This window comes from Vibrio caribbeanicus ATCC BAA-2122 (assembly GCF_000165125.1).
GTDB lineage: Bacteria > Pseudomonadota > Gammaproteobacteria > Enterobacterales > Vibrionaceae > Vibrio > Vibrio caribbeanicus.
Map to the genome: position 1 here is coordinate 1 of NZ_AEIU01000120.1, position 20349 is coordinate 20349.

The window sequence follows — 20349 nt, forward strand, 5'->3', positions numbered from 1 at the left end:
GGAGAGTTCCGTCGAAGGATAAGTGCAAAATATGAAGATTTTGTATTTAGAATTCACTTGTTGATAGCACGGTTTTTAATCAGCGCAGCAATCTAGTACGGGACACATGATGAAAGACGGAAAATTTTATTTGTGTCCCCATAAAATACATAATATTTAAGGTCTAAACCCTATTACATGAGTCTTGAGATTTTGCGAATAGAGATATGCAATTTTTTGCTGGTGAGCTGCAAGTTATGAACTACAGTTAAAGTAGGCATCAAAAGATTACATGATAAAAAGCTTATTGGCTAGTTGTGTTTAAGGTCTTCTTGCTACCGTTCTATTTCATTTAGAATAGGTAATCATTCAATCTTACCTAATAAAAAGGCAAGGGTTGTGATGGCTAGAATGTACTTCTTACCTGTTTGTATATTTTTACTGATTTCGGCCGGCTGTAACGATCACAGCGGTAGCGTTTCTGGTACTCTACCAAGTGCATTTAATTTACATTCCATTACGTTTTCGAGCCAAGGTGCAACCTTCTCTTGGGAAGAATCGGAAGGTGCCACCAGCTATAAGCTGTGTTTGAAAGATGTTAGTAAGCCAAATTCTTGCGATGAAGTCACGACGTCAGAAGAGAACAGTTGTACTGTTTCACACGTTAGTACTTTTAAATTTTTAAGGTCATCGTTCTTTATTATTGCCTCTAACGAATTTGGAGAAACGTCGTCCAATGAGAAATCTTCGACATCAGAAGATCTAACCTCACTGATACAGTACATCAAGTCCTCTAATACAGAAGCCAATGATAATGTCGGTGAATCGATATCCTTTTCTGCAGATGGATACACGCTTGCAGTTAGTGCAATCGGTGAGGATTCTGATGCCGATATGGCGAATGGTGATCAGTCAGATAATGGTGCTTCAGGTTCAGGTGCGGTGTATATATTTCGTTTTAACATAATATCTTGTCTGTGGGAGCAAATTGCATATATCAAGGCTTCAAACTCAGGGACTAATGATGCATTTGGAACCTCAGTATCGTTATCCGCTGATGGGAATACGCTTGCAGTCGGTGCTCCCAAAGAAGCATCGAATTCTCAAGGAATCAATGGTTCTCAATTAAACAATACGGCAGTCGACTCTGGTGCTGTGTATGTGTTTCGTGACGTATCAGGATGGAATCAACAAGCCTATATTAAAGCGTCAAATTCTGAAGCGAGTGATTTATTTGGATCATCTCTGTCTTTGTCTGCCGATGGCAATACTCTTGCAGTTGGTGCGCCCGGAGAGGCATCGAATGCTCAGGGAGTCAATGGTTCTCAATTAGACAATAGTGCTGGTGGTTCGGGAGCTGTCTATCTTTTTCAGTATAGTTCTGGTTGGGCTCAACACTCTTATATTAAGGCTTCAAACACTGAAGCTGGTGATACATTTGGATTGAAGGTATCTCTTTCATCTGATGGGAGTATACTCGCGGTTGCTGCAGAAAATGAAGACTCAGATAGCACTGGAGTGAACGGGGTTGAATCGAATAATAGTGCTTTGGATTCGGGAGCTGTCTATTTATTCCGCTATGATTTGGCATGGGCGCAGCAAGCTTACCTTAAGGCATCAAATACCGACACTGGTGACACCTTTGGTTCATCAATCTCTTTATCTGCCGATGGAACTACGCTTGCAGTTGGAGCTTACAGAGAAGATTCGAACTCAACCGGAGTGAACAATGATCAATTGGACAACAGTGCGAGGTTTTGCGGTGCCGTGTATCTCTTCCGCTATGAATCTGCGTGGATCCAACAAGCTTACATTAAAGCCTCTAATGCTGAGGCCCGAGATAGATTTGGTTACTCAACGTCACTCTCATTTGATGGAAATACTCTCGCAGTTGGTGCGATGTCGGAAAAATCAGATGTATCAGGGATTAATGGTGATGAAGCGACCAATGGCGCCAATCAGGCAGGTGCCGCTTATCTTTTCCGCTTCGATTCTGAGTGGACGCAGGAAGCTTATATTAAGGCATCTAATACCAACGCTTTAGATATGTATGGGACTTCAATCTCCATATCCGCGGATGGTGAAAAGCTCGCTGTTGGTGCAATTGGTGAAGATTCAAATGATACGGGAGTTAATGGAGATCAATCTGATAATAATGCTGCTTCTTCAGGAGCCGTTTATATTTATTAATTTATAATTAGAGTGGGCGTTACACTCGTTAAACATTCATTATTGTGGTTAAATTATCATTTTACACAGTCAGTCATCGATTCAGTTTGATACTCATTGTGCTTGCTGAAACTGTTACCTTGACGTTGTTTTTTTCATCAGTTGACTCTGCATGTTGATAGATACCTGCAATAATAATAGGTTCATCAACCTTGTCTTTCTCAATAATTATGGTTGTATTCACTTGATTGGTTGTTTTGGAGATTTTACTTTCTTTAACAACTAACACGTCCAAAAGGTAATCTTGTTTAACCCTTTTTATAGAGCCTGAAAAGTTGATACGTATGTTGTCATTGTCAACGTGAGCTTTAAATTTACTATCAGGTTGTATTTCTGCTGTCAGCTCTGAACCATCAAATATGAGTGTGATCGACTTAAGATCAACACATGGATCCGTAGAACAACCTAGCATGATCATAGTCACTGCGACTAACCATATGTATTTAATATTTTCTTGTCCGTATTTTATCATCGCTTCTACAGCCAACTCTGTGTGATCCTTGTTCATGTTTGTGGTCAATTTCACATCCATTGGTAAGGATAGAAACATATTAAACGTGAAAAAAAGTCAATAAAACTAGCGGAGGCCATTTTTTATTGGAATGAAGATAGCTTTTTAACAGAATTTAGTATCATACTATTTTCATTTTGGCTGACCACGTTCATTGTTTATTTTTTGAACCTTACCGCTTGTCAAGCGGGTCTACGGCTACTCGTTTTCTAGAAACTGCAGATTTTATGTGTAAAGTGTCAAAAGTAAAGTCCTATTATTCAAAAGATATGTACACCCAAGTGCCTTGGAGATGCGGAATCGTCAGCGGATAGAGCTTAAGGAAAACAACACTGCACAATCTTAAGCACTTTTTTCGTTGTTCGGCGGTGTGTGCGCATATCACGTACGTCCGGCTTTTTTGATATTTTTGGTTCAAATTACATTCGAATTCGTCGGTTATACATAAATCTGGCTTTTCACAGATTATTCAGACTAATGACCTAAAGAGACTTGTGACTTTTGGCTGGTTTCCTAGCTTTAGTTGCCGGTTTGTGAACACCGGTATAATTTAGCGTCCGGTGTGTGAAATGAACTTTGAATACTTGAACATGTCAAAATAAGTGAGAAATTTCATCTGTTTATCATTGGAGAACGGTATGTTGTTGAAAGTTTCATCTTTACTACTTTTGAGTGCAACTGTCCTAGCAGGTCAGCCATCACATTTTCCCATTCAATCAAATGACTCTGGTGATCATTTCATGGTGAGTGCAACCAATTCTTATGTGACGAGTACAGGATATGAAGTGCTCAAAAAGGGCGGTAATGCGATTGATGCTATGGTGGCAATGCAAATGGTGATGTCTGTGGTCGAGCCAGATATGACAGGTATCGGCGGAGGAACATTTGCGCTCTACTATGATGCAAAAAAGAGAAAATTTCATGCATTTGATGGTAGAGAAGAAGCACCATCGAGCGCAAGCCCCGACATGTTTATGAGAAATAACAAGCCTATGAAGCGAGACGATATTTTTGGTCCTCGCTCGGTCGCAATACCCGGCACACTACGCTTGATGTACCAGACTCACCAAAAGTACGGAAAATTGCCATGGCAAGATCTTATTGTGCCAGCAATTTCCTACGCTACAAACGGTTACTCTATGAATAGTTATACTCATGATATTATTGTCCGTGAGCGAGACAGGTTGAGTAAAGACCCAGAGATTAAAACACTATACTGGGATAAGAATGATATTCAGTCTGCCGGAACACTAATGAAAAACCCCAAGATGGCGAAAACCCTAATGAACATTGCCAAGTATGGGGATAGCTATCTCTATGAAGGTACACTGGGCCAACATATTGTAGAAGAGGTGAACAGCCGTCTTACTGACGACGACGCTAAGCTTACGTTGAGTGATTTTAAAAACTATCAAATTAAAGAGCGAGAAGTCATACATATTCGCTATCGTGGTAATCATATTTATTCTTTTGGTTATCCAGCATCGGGCGGTTTGATGGTGAGTCAAACTTTAAAGATGCTTGAGGATTACGATATCGGGGAAATGGCTATAACAGATGCAGAACCTTGGCGTTTAATGACGGAAACGATGCGTCTAACAAAGGCTGATCGCATTCGTTATGCTGGCGATCCCGATTATGTTGAAACCCCAACCCAACAGCTGCTTGACGATGATTACATAGCCACTCGTCGTTCATTAGTACCCAAAGATGGATCAATAAAGGGTAAACCAGCAGCAGGAAACGTTACCTTGAATGGCAAGATACCTGCTGAGTATCAAGGTTATGAGAGCCATGATACCGGGCATATCTCGATTGTTGATTCAGAGGGAAATGCGATCGCAATGACCAGCACTATAGGTTCAGGAATGGGGGCAGGTATAATGGTCGACGGTGTTATATTAAATGCGCAAATGGCCAATTTTTCGACTGTTCCCTATATCAAGGGTAAACCATCTCAAAATTCTATCGAGGCAGGTAAACGACCTCGTTCAGCCATTACACCAACAATTGTTACCGATAAAAATGGCAAATTAAGGCTAGTCTTAGGATCTCCCGGTAGTGCGCAAATTCCAGGTTATGTATTGAAAACCATCGTAGGTGTTTTAGATTGGGAGCTTCCGATCCAACAAGCCATTGATTTACCGAACATCCAATATGGAACGAAAATAGACCGCACTAAGCCATATAACCCGAAGGGCCTTTTAGTAGAAAAGCGAACATTTGCAGAGAGACTAGTACCTAACTTTGAGCAGATGGGGTATCCCGTACATGTTATCCCTGTGGTCAGTGGCATTAATGCCATAGAGGTTAAAGACGGTGAGATTTATGGAGGGACAGATCGTCGTCGCGGTTCAACATCATTGGGCGATTAAAGAAACAACTTAGTAAAGAGGGCATTGCCCTCTTTTCAAGACCACTTTGAAATAATCTTTTTCTACTAAGGAATGGCTTTGTCTACCTGTTTAATTGACTTCGAAATTTTTCCATAAAACTTAATTAACGATTGTTCTGAATATATTCTCAACATTGTGTTGAAGTATTTCCGATCCTCTGGATTTACAATACCAGCTTTTACCTCAAGGACGGTTTCAATATAGAGTTCTGTTGGCGATTTCAGATTTACTTGACGAATTAATGAGCCTAGTGGGTGTTTTAATTCGAGAGTAGGGGGGAGGTCAGTGATTTCCCAAAAATCATTAGTATCATACTTGACAGTCGATTTTACTCTCACCCCTTGGAAAAATGCAGGATAAAATTCATTAAACATTTTTAACTCAGATAGTTCGTTTTTCATCCAAGCATCCCCTTCCTCGTACGCGAGCGGTTCACCAATTTTCAAAAAAGGATCAAGAATAGTTTCTGAGTGGACTGCTACGCTGTCTGCCATCGAATTAATATTTTCGATATAGAACGTGGGTTTACCTATGGAAGAAACAATTTCATGATATTCATCGGTTAGTTTTTCAGCTCGATCATTACTATTGAGTTCAAATAAATTTGAGCGAATAATTGCAGCATACTCTCCGATATAGTTACGCGTTTGTGTTTCTTTTTGTCCTCCCAATTCGTCAAAAACAATCTGTGTTGTCGTATTCATTTTCCAACGATAAGGGCTATGTTGAATTGTCTCTAATCGAGAATCCTGAGTCAGTGGTAATGATAACTTTCCTTGTATCCAAGCTGGTGTGTATCGCCAAGGTGTTTGGTTGTCGGTTGGGTCGACACAATATCGTGTACTGTCGAATTCAAAACATGTTATGACATGATTAAAAATAGTCATGCTGGGCATAAGCACTTGCTCAGGCCTGCTACGTTTGGTTGCAACCAGCACTAGCTCTGGTTTTAATTTGAGTTTTTTTAACAGGCTAAAAAGTAATGTAGATTTGTCTTTACAGTCTCCGTATCGATTCCTGATTGTTTCTTCAATGTCATGTGGTGTGAATGCATGCCCATACTCTGAATGGGAAACATATCGAATGTCCCGGGAAACGAATGCTAAAATACGCTCGATCTTTTCACTCGTGTCTTGTGTGCCCGCAGTTAATTCAAGCAAAAGTTCATCTAAACCAGATTGGTTTCTCGATGCGGCTGTCATCATTTTTTTCGCTAAATCTGCGACATCCCGCCAAGAATTCATTGAACTCAACGTAATTCGACTAATTTCATCACGCCATAATACTTGAGAATCGTCTTTAAATGCAGAGATATCATTTCCTCGGCAATCAAGACTTTTGTCTGTTTTTTTGCAGTCAATTTTGTGACTATTTTCTGACCAATATATTGGTGAATCTTCATTCCATGCTACGTTCAAGTTATATGTTTGGATTGGATAGTTTTGCTGGGTAAAAAGCTCTTCTGCCCAACTATGCTCCATTTGTGAACGGTTGGTTACGACTTCATACTTCAGCACTGCAATACTACCTTCTTTTAAACCGGGGATTGCTAATGCAACCTCTTTTTGGCTAGAAAAGGTGTTATAAGAGCCTGTATTCAATATTTCAGCTTTATAGGGTTTAATTTGTTTTATTTCGCCAGTGGGGGAAATAGAGCTGGCAGCTTTTATGATAACTTTTTGGTAGTTTGGATCAAAGCGTAAGCTCATGGTGCCATAAGACTCTGCATCAACAAATCGAGGAAAATAGTTAACTAAGGTTCTTTTTTCTATTACCTCATCTTTTTTGACATCAAATTTTATCTCTCGAAGTAGCTGAACCATTTCTTTATATTGTTCATTATTGGATGACAATGACAAGATATCGCCTAAATTGTCTTGTGATAACTGCCATGCCACTTGCGAAAGTTCACTGGCTTGTATAAGAGATGGATGGAACAACGTAAAGCCAGTCAGTGCGATTAAATATTTTAGTTTCATTGCAGGGTAAATTCCTTCAGCATTGTTTCAAAGTGTACTTTTTTACTTTTGAAGGTCGAGCGGGGTTGGGACAAGATTCCGAGCAATTCATAGGTTTTATTTTGGGTAGCAATGAATGCAACAAATCCAGCAGCTTCTGGGATTGCTGATAGTTCGTTACAGATCATTTCAGCCTTTACAGCAAACTCCTCACCTACAAGGTGACGTTTTTCGATACAATTCGACTGACCGATTTGCTCTTCAATCCATTCACGACGCCAGCGAATATGATCATTCAATTCATCGGCATTAAAGCCGTCGTAATCAAAAACTAGAAAGTAGGACTCGAAATCCGCGCTTTTAAATTCGGCCAATGCGGTTCCATCCGAATAAGTGCCGAGTCCCATTTGTTGCCAATCGTCTCCATGAAACGTTATCTTGTAATTGTGTTTCTCTTGAACAAAGATAGATTTATCGTGATGCACATCAATTTTTTGTGCCATCAATGGGGTAATTATCGTGAATGCAAAGGTGGCCACAATGATTGGCGTCATTATCAAAACAGTCGCCCATTCGAGTTTGTTATAACCATTTTCTTTACCAGTAAATTCAACTCCTGTTAGTTGACGTTTTAGAGAATTGACTCTGTATGAGATGGCACAGAATGAGGAAGTGGAGATTAAAATGATAATAAACTCTAACCACATAGGCGTTGCCCATTTTGAGGTTGCGGTAAAATATACTGTGGCAAGCATGAAACCAAGAACACCACTATAAAACATTTTTCCAACTCTTGGGTTCGAATCATCACTCTCTAAGTCAACCAGTGCCTTATCTAAACGTCGAAAGGCATGATATTGGACTAAAGCAAAAGGTGGCACAAATATCCATAACCAAGGTTTAAAGTTACATTGAGATATCTGATTTAGTTCTTTAATGCAGCGATAGAGCCAAAATATGGCGTAAAGGCCCAAAGTACTAAACATTAAAAACCAATCGAATATTGGTTTTTTTGGATAAGACATCTTCACTTTTTTTGTTTGTTTTTCATCAAGAGGAGAGATATTTTCCGATTCATCGAAAGGTATATCGCTTGTGTCTGACATTTTTAAAAGTCCATATTTGTATTAAAAGCCATGAATATTTGGGAGTTATAAGATACTTTAGACAGCACTTTTTTTATTGGCTAGGTGTATCTATCTTCAGTTGTTTCCAATGATAATGTTGAATTGATAGTGGATAATAACAGTAGGGGCGTTAAACATAAATACTAATAGGTCAATATATTCATTACTTTTATGTATTTAGTAATGTAGATTAAATAAGTATCTTTTAAGTTTAATTGCAATTAATTGAATAACCTTTGGACCTTATGATCATAATTTGTACGTTATATTTAGATGACTAGATTTTCAAATCGTTGTCTTGCCTGTAAAGCAAGCCATTCCCGCTGAAGAGTCAATAGTAAACTCAGTTGTTCCTGTTTCATCAGGTGCTGCTTTGTGGATTTGGGGACAAAGCTTGTATAGCCGATAGGGTTGAGAAGTTGAGTATCGAGTGGGTAGTCCTCATTCCAAAGAGGGTTCGTCCATTTATTAAGAAGTTACTCTGATACTCTATAAATTCTAGTATAAAAATAATAACTAATTTTCAATAAATAGAGCGTTAATATTGCTTAAAGTTATTTTATTCTCGTAGCTTTAAAAGCTACTCTAGGAGATTAGAGGGCCTGTATTTCAGAAGCCTCTAATGTACGTTAAGTGGTGAGTTTGAACAATTAATACCATGGAAAAAATAGCAATTGAGCAGTATAGAAGGATAGAAAAATGTTTAGTCATATCATGATTGGAACAGATGATATTGAAAGCTCGAAAAAATTCTACGACTCTATTTTAGCGGTAATCGGCATAAATAACCCAGTAAGAAATAAGAATGAAACGGGTCAACAAAGGTTGTTTTATGCCCACAATGGCTCAGTTTTTTGCATCACTGAACCTATTAATGGTGAACCAGCGAGCTTTGCTAACGGTTCAACAATAGGGTTTGTTTGCGAGTCACCGCAGCAAGTTCAAGAATTTCACGCTGTTGCAATAGCAAACGGAGCTAAGAGTATTGAAGCTCCTCCCGGCTTGAGGGATAACTCTACTGGGAAAAAACACTTGTGTTATTTTCTAGATCTTGATGGCCACAAAATCTGCGGAATGTACCGCTGCGACTAATACTTTCGTTTTGTTCAGTATACTCTTAGCTCCGAGTAAGAGTATATTCAAATGACTTAAAACTCAGGATTTTGAGCAGTCTCCATGGCGACTGCTCAGAAAATAACATTACAAATTGCACTTTTCAGGTTGTCTCAAAGTCGGGTGCTACATATTTCTTTGAATGAAGCTCAAAAATAGGTTTTAAATTTGATCTGTATTCAGTTATGACCTTCCTTCTTGCATTAAATTTAGATACCGATAAACATCTCTCCTCAACACCACACTTCAAACCCCTCCTGATTGTCCCTCTCGTAGTAACTTGTTATTTTTTGACTCGTTCGCTTCTAAGTGTGAGGCTCGTCCTATCAAAAAATACTATTGCATCAGTAATTGGCATAGCTACTTTTTAGTTGAGGCCAGTTCTCCACTTGAGGCGATTGCCAGCAAGTACAACGGAACTTATCGTTACATCGGTGATGAGATACTATCGGATGATACTGTCGTTAGCGTGATGTGCTGTGAGTATAAGGGTTACGTAGAATCTTGTTTAGAATCATTGACACTAGACGTTGATAGAGTTTTGTGGATGGACGCTTACCCAGAAACATTGCGATTTCAGGTGAATGTGAGGGGGGTATAGCCTGTTAGAAGGCATTTTTTTGTCAATAACCTGTTTTCGGCTTTTCACGCTTTTGTACTTTCAATTTAGGTGAATAGATTTTCAAATCGTTGCCTTGTCTGTAAATCAAGCCATTCTCGCTGAACCTAGCATCTTGGGGTTACTTGGGTATAAGAGGCAAGGAAAAGCTACACGTAAGTTTGTGAAATGATCGTAGGTGTCTAAACTAGAATTACAACTGGAAATCAATCTGCCAGTTGAAGAGTAAAGTTGGTGATAGTGGACTCAAATGGGAACACGTAGAGGTGAGGAAATATAGATGTCGGAAAAAAAATATCGGTTAGTAACGCGCAGTGACTTTGACGGTTTAGTATGTGCAGTTTTACTCAAGCACCTTGACCTTATTGACGATATAAAATTTGTTCATCCCAAAGACATGCAGGATGGACTGGTTGAAATAACGTCGTCTGATATAGTGACCAATCTCCCGTACGTTAAGAATGCCCACCTTGTTTTTGATCACCACCTATCTGAGACGATTCGTAATTCGAGCGAGTTACCTAATCATATTATTGATCCCAATGCGCCTTCAGCGGCAAGGGTAGTGTGGGAGCATTATGGTGGTGAAAGCGTGTTTCCTTCAGCCTGGTTAACAATGATGGAAGCAGTTGATAAAGGTGATTCTGCGCAGTTCACGCGATATGAGGTACTAGACTCAACAGGTTGGAATTTACTTAATTTCCTTATGGACGCGAGAACAGGACTTGGACGCTTCAGAGAGTTTAGGATTTCTAACTACAATTTGATGATGGATCTGATTGATTACTGTACCAAGCACACCATTGAAGAGATACTAAAACACCCTGATGTTGCGGAGCGGGTAGAGCTCTACAGAGAACACGAGTATTTCTTTCAGCAGCAAATACAACGATGTGCGACAGTTTATGACAATTTGGTGGTGTTGGATCTCACTGATGAAGAAACAATATATGCAGGCAATCGGTTTGTAATTTATGCACTCTACCCACAGTGTAATATTTCTATTCACAAGATGTGGGGCTTTCAAAAACAAAATACTGTATTTGCTACTGGAAAATCTATCTTTGATAGAAGTTCCAAGACTAACGTAGGCGAGCTGATGCTTCAGTACGGTGGTGGTGGCCATAAAGCGGCGGGGACATGCCAAATTGATAATGATAAGGCAGACCAAGTGCTGCAAGAGCTGATAAAAACCATTACCGCTGACGGCTAGTGACTCAGTTTCATCAGGGCGAGGGCGAGGCTTGAATGGAAGTTTTCCGTAAAGGAATAAAATACCGGTTACGCTTGTTGTGTGGTGAGGTATATATTCAGCTTAAGCCTCTGTTATTAAATCATTTTAAGGTGGGTGGATAGTTATCGACACACATTTTATATGGTTTTAGCCTTTGTTAAATGGGCTTTTTAGTGGATTTCCTTATCGACCTGAAGTAGTTTTTAAAACCTTCAGTAGAGAAATTAAAGACCAAGTCTTTTTCCCCTTCCTTTGCCCAAACAAAAGTAACATTCTTTGAAGTGTATTGCTCAAATTCTTCCAGTATGTAGTACTTTCCTCTTTTATTTAAGGGCACTATATTCATGAGTCTCCCATCAGAGCAGCCCAAGGAAAATTCAACCTCTTGACTATTAACTTCTATGATTGACGTAGTATTGAAATCGTCACCTTTATCGTTACAGAAGCTTTGCTCCATTATTAACCTGAAATCTATATGAGCTGGAGAATCACCTTTTGAGTGTATTTTTCGCATTACTGCTTGGTAGTTGCTGTCGTAGCTATTAACCGAGTAGGTTTGATAGTCTTTAGAGTCTCTGTGCCAAATTTGCTCTTTCACCTCTTCAGCACTAATTTGGGGAGATGATATTATTAAAATGCTCAATATAAACAAGTTTTTCATGTGAATTAATTCCAATATAGTCATTTAATCCGTATTCTATATCCTCAATTTATACAGTTTGAATTATTTCTATTCAACACCTCTATTATGCGACACATCTCATAATCGGTACAACTAGTCGTTATTGTAAATAATAACCATGATTTGATTGAATTTTGAGCAGTGCAACCCCGAAACTTGGTTTTACTTTTATCTAAGATTTGTTGCTCAAAGACGGCTACATCCTACTTTTCCCTATCAAAGATTGGTGAAAAAAATCCAGTTCAAGCTTTGCAACTGATGTTTGCCTACGGCTGCTAAAAACGAGTGTTTGATCCATTCTTTCAATTCTGTTGAGTTTTTTTCCTTACCTCCTGTTTCTAATATTGATAGATTATTGTCAATAAGTCATTGTTAAATATGACTTTCATTGATAATCTATCCTTGGGTAATATGCACTAATGGAAAAAATGATGATTGAAACAAAAAGATTAATGTTGATGAAAATTAGCTCTGGAGATCTCGAAGTCATTTCAAAAATATTGTCTAGCCCAACTCAAACAAAGTTTCTTCCTAACCAAGCGCCATATTCTGATGAGCATCAAAGGAAATACCTTTTTAATCGTATCGAGCATTGGAGCAAGTATGGCTTTGGTACCTTTGTCGTTGCGTTAAAAGAGGACCCAATTGTGAAGGTTGGGTTTGTAGGAGCTGAGTATGCTCCAAACCCGAAGTATGTTGATATTCGTTTTGGTATCGCCAGCGAGTATGAAGGTAAAGGAATGATTACTGAGTCTGCCAAATTGCTTGCCACTTGGTTTTTTGACAACACCCAGCACAGTGAACTTTATGGGGTTGCAATGGCAAACAATTTTGGTTCTAAATCTGTCCTTTCAAAAATAGGAATGCAACCGGTGAAAGGTGTGAATCTTTACGGCTGCAAGGAGTTAGAAAGTTTCTGTCTTAGGGCGATAAATACAAAGTAATTTATTTAGAATTAGAAGAGTCAGCATAGAATGAATAAACCACGTCAAAGTGACCAGATGGACGAATATGCATTATCTGTTGAGGCAAACTGAAAAAATATGAAAAAATATATTTATGGTTCGTTTTTGTTACTCATAGTTATTCTTGGTACTTATCTTTCGTTTTCTCTCTATCGGAATTTATTGCTTTCAACGAATATTGAAAATGGCCATTATAGCTCTTGCTTCAATGATCCTAAAAACAAGAAATACCGCATTGAGCAGTGGAATAAAAATGACATTTTTAATATCCAGTTTGTCGAGTCAGGTAATGCTGATTGCTTAGCTCCAAAGTTCCCTTCGATTGAGGTTTCATCCCCAGATGTCACACATTGGCTGCATATTGTGGAAACATCAGGGGATGTACAGTTTTCTGGAAAACATGCGTCCTTGGGTGACTTTGGACCACACTGGGTCTTTGTTGATGTCGCTAGCCAAGAGCAGCGTGATCGTGGTAATCCATTCTACAGTGTTGGTGAGGTGTTTCGAGATAATCCTAGCTGGACCTCGGCTCCCCATATAACTTTAAACTGGAGTGGGAAATTATTTGGCTTATCTGAGCTTAATGGTGTGTTTTACCCAGTGGGTGGTTTATCTTGGGGCTTTCATTTAAAGAGTTGGTCTTTAATACCGGAAGCCATCGCTCCTAAGTTACTCGAAAAAAGAGCTTGGCTGGATGTAGTGGAGGCACTGAATAATGATTATCCTGACTATGTATTCAGTATTAAATAAGTAACCAGTAATTCAAATAGATTAGTGCTGTTCGGCTTCAAATGTCTTTAGTCATTACGGCTTAAGTGGATTATAAATTCGTTTGGTACCTGATTGATGGTAATACCTTATAGTAGTGACCTACATCAAATTAGTTTTGCTATCGCAAAATTTTAAGCCAAGTAGTGAAGACCTCAAAACGATGAAGTCAACTAAACGTGTGAGTTCATAAAATCTTAGAGCCTAATTTTTCTGAATTAAATCTACGCTTGATATAAAATGTAAGCAAATGCATTTATGTAAGATCAGAGTATATAAGTTAGCAAGCCTATATTGGTTAAGTAAGAAAACGAGCATAGTATATAAGGTTACGATGAGTCGTAGGTAATCAAAAATTCAATAAAACACTCAACCGATGATGTTTCCTGAAATTCATAAGACATATATTTTATTTGAATATATTTTTATTGTATATTAATGTTTTTTAGAGGATATACTATTGTTATTAGAGTTTTTGGATGCTTTCTATTCCACTGGTCAAGTAACCATATTGCCCATGACGGCGATTTTCGTCATTTGGTTCTCTATAAGAGGCTTTAACAAGTATCAAATTATACTCTGCTTTCCATTTTTTCTTATTTTTATTACGACCTTCTTCTTTCCCTACTTAGCGAGAGAGAATATAAAACATATTTTAAATGAAAATGTACTGATATTTGAGGTTTCAGGATCTATAAATGAAGATTTAGTGCTGAGTGAGTTGAAATCTTTACACTTTATACTGAGCGAAAACTCACATCCTATTGGTGAGAAAATCCCAATAAAGATAGTTACTGATAAAAGCAGAAAGCAGTTATCTATATACAGAGACTATCTGAGAAAAGATAAGTACTGGTTGTATGATGAGGATTATAAATACAGCCGTGAAAATAATATCGGCTACATAATTATAAAGGATTAATATGAGAAAAATACTGCTATCCTACTCGTTTTTGGTTCATCTCTTCAAAAGGTCAGGTAAGTATACTAGTGTAACTAACACCCAAAAACGGCGAAACCCCGATGTTGGTAGCATCGGGGTTTCTAATTTTTAGATAATCGATTGGTAAGGTCGCTTATCTGATGTATGCAAAAGGTTAGGCTTCAATCCTAACGTAATTCCTTGGTGGGGAATTAGATACGGATGAAGTCCATGTGCTCAACTTTTGGCTTGAACGCGTGACGTTGAACGTCTTGTGGCTTAACTTTAAGCTCTTTGCCGTCGATAACTAGAACGATACCTTCGTAGAACTCAGGTTTGTCCATTTGGTTAACGATATCATCGTGGTTAAGAACGATAGATACGGCTGCTTCTTCACCACCGTAAACAACTGCAGGGAATTTACCAGCGTGACGTAGGCGGCGGCTCGCACCTTTACCTAGTTCAGTACGTACTACTGCTTCAAATTTCATAGTATTACTCTCAAATATAAAGTATTTAAATTCACACAAGCAATGCGACCTTGCTATGTGCTCTGCGTTTGAAAGCAAGAAAAGACTTACTTTAAAACGAGCGCGGATACTAACATTGTCAGCCTTATCTCGCAATAAAAATTGGCTATATTGACAGAATTTATCCTCGAGTTAAGAGATTGTGTTCACAGACGGTTTAACTTGTCTGAATGGAAAGTGAACAAGCCCATCACGATTGGTTAAGTGTTCTAAACGTAAAGTGATAAATATACCAACTAAGAGGAAGATATTATGAGTCAATTAAGCGTAATTATTGTTACCACAGAGCAAGATAAACGAGTCACACGATTGATGGAAGACCTAAGCCAGCAAACTTATAAAGATTTTGAGGTGGTGCTGGTTGATGCCAGCCCTGAAGGTAACATTTCAGATGTAGTCAAGGCCTACCAAGCGTCGATTCCTGAAATGAGTATTCACAAGGCGCCGGAAAGCAATCATGCGATTTGTCGTAATGTAGGGGCCGAAAATGCTAGTTATGAACGCTTACTTTTTTTGAGTGCAGAAGCCAAGTTGCCGGCTAATTTTTTAAGTGAAGCGTGCGCTCAGTTAGAGAAAAAGCATCTCGATATCGCAGGGGTTTATGTTGGCAATGAGGGCTCTGGGCTCGCAGAAAAAGGGGCTTCGCTGTGTTTTAATGCTGGGCTGTTTATGACCCAATATCTGTTCCCATCGATCACCAATGTCTGTTTATTTTCAACTCAAACGGTCCATGAACGTATCGGTGGCTTTGACGAAAAAATTATTCGTTATCGCACTAATGATTACATCAAAAGGGCAAGCAACACATGGCGTTTTCGCCTGCTCACCCTGAGCCTAGAACGTCACACTGACAAAGAAGAGGTAAAGGCGTCGATTAAATCTGGTTTTCAATTTTACAAAGACACCGTCAAACGTGCTGTTTGTGGAGAGTTTAAAAAGAGTGCTTAATGAGAAAAACAGAGAAAATTAACAATGGTGAGGAATTCCTCACTATTGTTAATAATTGAATTTATCCGGCAAGCCTTAAACTTAATTGGGCTTTAAGGCCGCCCATGGAGCTGCGAGTTAAATCGAGAGTACCGCGATAACTGTGGGCCATTTCACAAACGATATTGAGCCCCAGACCTGTACCTGGTGTACTTTCATCGAGGCGCGCGCCTCGTTTAAGGACATTGCTCAACTTATCTTCCGGGATGCCGGGGCCATCATCTTCAATGGTGATTTTTATCTCATCGGAATCCAGAACTTCTGCATGTACACGAATGATACTATGTGACCATTTATAGGCATTTTCTAATAAATTACCCAGCATTTCATCAAGGTCAGTTTGATCAACCGAGACTTCTTGTTCTGAGTCGAGTTCGTTAATGAGAGTAAGATCCCGCTCAGCGTATACTTTATTAAATGCCATGGAAATGGCATCGATTCTTTCGGCAGGATTAGCTCTTACTGAAAGAATATTTTTAGCTCCTGCCATACGAGCTCGCCCGAGGTGATAGTCAATTTGACTTTGAATTTGCTCTATAGGTGTGGCGAGTAATTTCTGTGTATCTCGGTCGAGTGTGTTGATTTCATTTTTTAACACCGAGAGAGGTGTCTTTAACGCGTGAGAAAGATTACCAGCATGATGGCGCGCTCGTTCAAGCAATTCTTGATAGTGAAAAACTAGTGCATTGAGGTCGTCAACAACAGGTGCGACTTCTTTAGGGTAATATTCATCAAGGCTGGTTTTTTCACCTTTACGAAGTTGTGAGAGCTCTTTTTGCATGCGATTGAGAGGAAACAGTGACCATTGTACCTGAAGCATGATGACCAGTAGTATTCCAAAATAAAGTAAGGCAAGAATAACCCACAGCTGATTCATCAATTCTCGCACTGTATTTTTGATTGGTTGCTCATCAATTCCCACAAAGATCTCTATTGGAGCGTCGAAATCAGGATAGTAGAGTTTAGTTTGCAGATAAATCAGTTTTTCGTGACGCGCACCAAAGGTATTTTTACCATCGGTAGAGATTTTCTGATCCCAAAGAGAGCGAGAACGGAGCAAATCTGATGGAGTCTGTGCCGACCAATATAGCCCACTATAAGGACGATTAAAACGTGGGTCGGATAGGGTAGAAGTGAGAGAAAGCTTACCGTTCTGATCAGCTTCCATAGCAGCCGAAAGTTCATCCATATACACAGAAAGTTGAGAGCGAGTGTCATCCACCATATAGTTGTAAACTCGTTTTGGAACGCTCACTCCAGCGGCAATGACCATGGCGGTTAACCAGACAACTGCCGCCAATACAAGACGGCTTTTAAGACTTAGGCGTTTAAAAACAAATTGCTTTTTATTCGGCATTGAGCTGATATCCTAGGCCGCGCACGGTTTTGATCACCTTCGGCGCTATCTTTTTGCGTATGCGTCCAACAAAGACTTCTATGGTATTGGAGTCGCGGTCAAAGTCTTGTTTGTAAATGTGCTCGACTAATTCGGTACGACTGATCACTTTTTCAGGATTATGCATAAAGTAAGCGACAACTTTGTACTCTAGTGCGGTTAAGGAAATTGCTTGTCCTTGCCACATGACTTTGGATGAGCGGGTATCCAAGCTAAGATTACCAATCTGCATGACCGGTGAGGCGTTGCCTGAAGCGCGTCGTAGCTGAGCTCGGATCCTAGCGATAAGTTCAGGCATCTCAAATGGTTTGGTGAGGTAATCGTCCGCGCCAGCGTTAAGCCCTTCAATTCTTTGTGTCAGGGTATCGCGGGCGCTCAAAATGATAACAGGTGTGTTGATGTTTTCATCACGCAGGCCATTAAGTACAGTTAGGCCGTCTAGTTTTGGCAGGCCTAAATCAAGGACAATGGCGTCCCATTCTTCTGAGGTCGCCCGGTAGAGCGCATCAATGCCGTCTTGAGAAAGTTCTGGTACCCATTCATTTTGTTCAAGAGCTTCAATGATTTGTTCACCTAAGCGGGGCTCGTCTTCGACAACAAGGATTTTCATGACAGTATCTTCTTTATTTCTTTAAGGCTTGTTTAAAATCACGACCCTTTATTTCTAGCATTTTAAGGGTTTGTGCGTTGTATTCTACTTTGATGATGTTGTTTTCATGATTGAGTTTCAGTTCATAAATCCAAATGCCATCATCTTCTTCTAGTTCGACTTTTATGATGCGACCTTTTAGGTCGCGTTCAACCGCTGCGTACATTTCAGAAAAAGGTTTGACGTAACCTTTTTGTACTGCTTCGTAGACTTCGTCTTGATCATCATCAAACTCGACTTTGGTGCCCGGTTTTCGTACGTCTTGGACAAGCGCGTGCCCATTTTCCTCACGAGTTGGTTCTTTTGCGATATGATTATCATCAAACTCGACTTTTGTGCTCGGTTTTCGTACATCTTGGACAAGCACTTGCTCATTTCCCTCACGAGTCGGTTCTTTTGCGATAGTCGAAAGAGGGGTGAAGCCCGCCATCCATGTGAGCAATAATGCTAAGCAGGTAAGTTTTTGCATAATAATATCCAATCGAATCTTACGCTCAGAGTATACCTATTCATAAATGAACACCAAGTGAATAGAGTTTAGTTGGTTAACTCATCAGCAAAAATTTTATCGCGCATTTTCCAAAAACGCCCAGATTTACGTGCGATAACAAATTGTGGAGGTCTAAATCTATGCTGGTGATCGACGACTTTAGCAGGCGAGGCTGGTTCAAAGGGACGATGTTTATCAGCAAGGTGGGGACGAACAAACTGTTGATGAAAGGTCTGTTTTTGTTTTTTGGTGCTCAGTGACCAAAACTCAGATACTTGTGCTTGGTTTTCTCCGATGTAAGAAATGCGGACACTACTTTTACCTTTATCATCTTTATGAACGCTAAGGTGCATCTCTTGACACTCAAAAACTAAGGCGTCTTTGAGGTTTAATGCCTCCTTAAGCTTTTTGTCAGGATCGACTAGAGTGGCATCACACTCGTGACAGATACGAGCTGCAATATCATTGTCTGCACCGCATTCACCACAATATTTTGCGCGAAAACGATAATTGCAATGCTCTCTTTCGCCGCTTTCATCGTCTTCGAAAAAGCCCTGACATTTGCGGCCATAATGTTCAATCAAAAAGCCATTATTATCGAGTTTGCCCCAAAAGTTGTTGTTAAAACCACAGGCGGGGCAGGGTATGGTAATGATCTCGCTGTCGGAGTCTGGCTTCTCTGCCCCTACTTCTGGTTGATAGAGATCGTAGCTATTTCCAGCATAATCTAATATTAAACACTCTTTTTTACCGTGCGATAACCTTAGCCCTCGACCAATGATTTGCTGATAAAGGCTGATCGATTCGGTCGGACGCAAGATAGCGATCAAGTCAACATGTGGTGCATCAAAACCTGTGGTTAAAACCGAGACATTCACCAAAAACTTAGTCTCTCGGTTTTTAAACTTTTGGATAATATTATCGCGCTCTTGTCCCGGAGTTTCGCCTGTGATGAGAGCCGTTGCATGATTGGGGAGCAAACCAAAGATTTCCTGGGCGTGGCGTACAGTTGCAGCAAAGATCATTACGCCTTGTTTTTCTGCAGCAAGTTGAATAATTTGCTCCACAATTTGTGGTGTTGCGCGTTTGGCTTTATCGATAACCATATCAAGTTCAGCCTCTTTATACCGCCCAGTGTTGGCAGGGGTAAGATGGGAAAAGTCATAACTTAATACTGGCGCATCCATCATTCTCGCCGGTGTTAAAAAACCCTCATCGAGTAAATAGTGTATCGGTAGTTCAAAAATACAATCGCGAAAAAACCGAGGTTCCTCACTGCGTACTAGACCACGGGTATGATATTGATAGATCCAGCCCATCCCAAGTCGATATGGTGTTGCCGTCAATCCTAGCACTTTGATGCCGGAGTTTTGATCTTGCAAGTGCCTGATAACTTTTTGGTAACTGGTATTGGTATTGTCTGGTACTCGGTGACATTCATCGATAACGAGCAGAGAAAACTGGTTTTTAAATTGATCAAGATTTCGCACCACGGATTGAACCGAGGCAAATACCACTTGTTGTTCGGTTTCTTTGCGCCCGAGTCCTGCTGAAAAGATAGAGCCTTTGAGGTCGTAGCTTTCGTATTTTTGATGGTTCTGTTCCACCAACTCTTTGACGTGAGCCAGAACTAATACACGTCCCTTAGCTAACCTGGCAAGTTCGGCTATTACTAAGCTTTTACCTGCACCTGTTGGAAGAACAAGTACCGCGGGAGTGGTGTGCTTGCGAAAATAGTGAATAACAGCTTTAACAGAGTCAGCTTGATATGGGCGAAGTGCGTACATAAATTGT

General features: G+C 39.8%; 18 protein-coding genes. 9 read left to right on the forward strand and 9 right to left on the reverse strand.

The genetic code is table 11. The annotated features are described in order from the left end of the window. Window positions 1–381 precede the first annotated feature (381 nt). Window positions 382–2169 (forward strand): FG-GAP repeat protein, encoded by a 1788-nt coding sequence (locus RH40_RS19225; protein WP_009603384.1) that lies wholly within the window; start codon window positions 382–384, stop codon window positions 2167–2169. Window positions 2170–2242: 73 nt separating this feature from the next. Here the strand turns inward: RH40_RS19225 and RH40_RS19230 are convergent, their stop codons facing one another. Next, window positions 2243–2716 carry a hypothetical protein gene (locus tag RH40_RS19230; RefSeq protein WP_009603385.1) on the reverse strand — a complete coding sequence of 158 codons (474 nt, stop codon included), beginning with the start codon at window positions 2714–2716 and terminating at the stop codon, window positions 2243–2245. A gap of 641 nt (window positions 2717–3357) precedes the next feature. On the opposite strand from RH40_RS19230, the gene ggt reads away from it, so the two are divergent. Next, window positions 3358–5094: a gamma-glutamyltransferase gene (gene ggt / locus RH40_RS19235; protein WP_009603386.1), complete on the forward strand. Its 1737-nt coding sequence runs from the start codon at window positions 3358–3360 to the stop codon at window positions 5092–5094. 65 nt (window positions 5095–5159) lie between these two features. Here the strand turns inward: ggt and RH40_RS19240 are convergent, their stop codons facing one another. Beyond that, a complete protein-coding gene (locus RH40_RS19240) occupies window positions 5160–7094 on the reverse strand; it encodes a DUF3857 domain-containing transglutaminase family protein (RefSeq protein WP_009603387.1) in 1935 nt (644 codons plus the stop codon). After that, entirely contained in the window at window positions 7091–8179 is a 1089-nt protein-coding gene (locus RH40_RS19245) for a DUF4234 domain-containing protein (RefSeq protein WP_009603388.1), read from the reverse strand. The genes RH40_RS19240 and RH40_RS19245 overlap by 4 nt, the downstream gene beginning before the upstream one ends. Window positions 8180–8899: 720 nt before the next feature. Between RH40_RS19245 and RH40_RS19250 the strand changes: the two genes are divergently transcribed. The 3 genes from RH40_RS19250 (at window position 8900) to RH40_RS19255 (ending at window position 11145) form a co-directional block, all read left to right on the forward strand. Beyond that, window positions 8900–9292, forward strand: coding sequence for a VOC family protein (locus RH40_RS19250; RefSeq protein WP_009603389.1), 393 nt, complete (start codon window positions 8900–8902; stop codon window positions 9290–9292). Window positions 9293–9593: 301 nt separating this feature from the next. After that, window positions 9594–9914: a hypothetical protein gene (locus RH40_RS20490; RefSeq protein WP_081455037.1), complete on the forward strand. Its 321-nt coding sequence runs from the start codon at window positions 9594–9596 to the stop codon at window positions 9912–9914. A 298-nt stretch (window positions 9915–10212) separates the two neighbouring features. Continuing rightward, a complete protein-coding gene (locus RH40_RS19255) occupies window positions 10213–11145 on the forward strand; it encodes a DHH family phosphoesterase (RefSeq protein WP_009603391.1) in 933 nt (310 codons plus the stop codon). A 178-nt stretch (window positions 11146–11323) separates the two neighbouring features. On the opposite strand, the gene RH40_RS19260 is transcribed toward RH40_RS19255, so the two are convergent. Next, window positions 11324–11827, reverse strand: coding sequence for a hypothetical protein (locus RH40_RS19260; RefSeq protein ID WP_009603392.1), 504 nt, complete (start codon window positions 11825–11827; stop codon window positions 11324–11326). A gap of 440 nt (window positions 11828–12267) precedes the next feature. Between RH40_RS19260 and RH40_RS19265 the strand changes: the two genes are divergently transcribed. The 3 genes from RH40_RS19265 to RH40_RS19275 all read left to right on the forward strand — a co-directional run bounded on the left by RH40_RS19265 (window position 12268) and on the right by RH40_RS19275 (window position 14503). Beyond that, window positions 12268–12792, forward strand: coding sequence for a GNAT family N-acetyltransferase (locus RH40_RS19265; protein WP_009603393.1), 525 nt, complete (start codon window positions 12268–12270; stop codon window positions 12790–12792). A 99-nt stretch (window positions 12793–12891) separates the two neighbouring features. After that, window positions 12892–13563 (forward strand): hypothetical protein, encoded by a 672-nt coding sequence (locus RH40_RS19270; RefSeq protein ID WP_009603395.1) that lies wholly within the window; start codon window positions 12892–12894, stop codon window positions 13561–13563. A 478-nt stretch (window positions 13564–14041) separates the two neighbouring features. Then, on the forward strand, window positions 14042–14503 hold the full coding sequence (locus RH40_RS19275; RefSeq protein ID WP_009603397.1) for a hypothetical protein: 462 nt from the start codon (window positions 14042–14044) through the stop codon (window positions 14501–14503). A 212-nt stretch (window positions 14504–14715) separates the two neighbouring features. On the opposite strand, the gene rplY is transcribed toward RH40_RS19275, so the two are convergent. Beyond that, window positions 14716–14994 (reverse strand): 50S ribosomal protein L25, encoded by a 279-nt coding sequence (gene rplY / locus RH40_RS19280; RefSeq protein WP_009603398.1) that lies wholly within the window; start codon window positions 14992–14994, stop codon window positions 14716–14718. A 291-nt stretch (window positions 14995–15285) separates the two neighbouring features. On the opposite strand from rplY, the gene RH40_RS19285 reads away from it, so the two are divergent. After that, a complete protein-coding gene (locus RH40_RS19285) occupies window positions 15286–15981 on the forward strand; it encodes a glycosyltransferase (RefSeq protein WP_009603399.1) in 696 nt (231 codons plus the stop codon). A gap of 61 nt (window positions 15982–16042) precedes the next feature. Here the strand turns inward: RH40_RS19285 and RH40_RS19290 are convergent, their stop codons facing one another. The 4 genes from RH40_RS19290 to radD form a co-directional block, all read right to left on the reverse strand. Beyond that, a complete protein-coding gene (locus RH40_RS19290) occupies window positions 16043–17377 on the reverse strand; it encodes an ATP-binding protein (protein WP_009603400.1) in 1335 nt (444 codons plus the stop codon). After that, window positions 17367–18026: a response regulator transcription factor gene (locus RH40_RS19295; RefSeq protein WP_009603401.1), complete on the reverse strand. Its 660-nt coding sequence runs from the start codon at window positions 18024–18026 to the stop codon at window positions 17367–17369. Before RH40_RS19295 ends, RH40_RS19290 begins: the two co-directional genes overlap by 11 nt. 13 nt (window positions 18027–18039) lie before the next feature. Then, complete coding sequence (locus tag RH40_RS21120; RefSeq protein ID WP_009603402.1) at window positions 18040–18534, reverse strand: PepSY domain-containing protein; 495 nt, start codon at window positions 18532–18534, stop codon at window positions 18040–18042. A 68-nt stretch (window positions 18535–18602) separates the two neighbouring features. Next, window positions 18603–20342 (reverse strand): DNA repair helicase RadD, encoded by a 1740-nt coding sequence (gene radD / locus RH40_RS19305; RefSeq protein ID WP_009603403.1) that lies wholly within the window; start codon window positions 20340–20342, stop codon window positions 18603–18605. Between the last annotated feature and the right edge of the window lie 7 nt (window positions 20343–20349).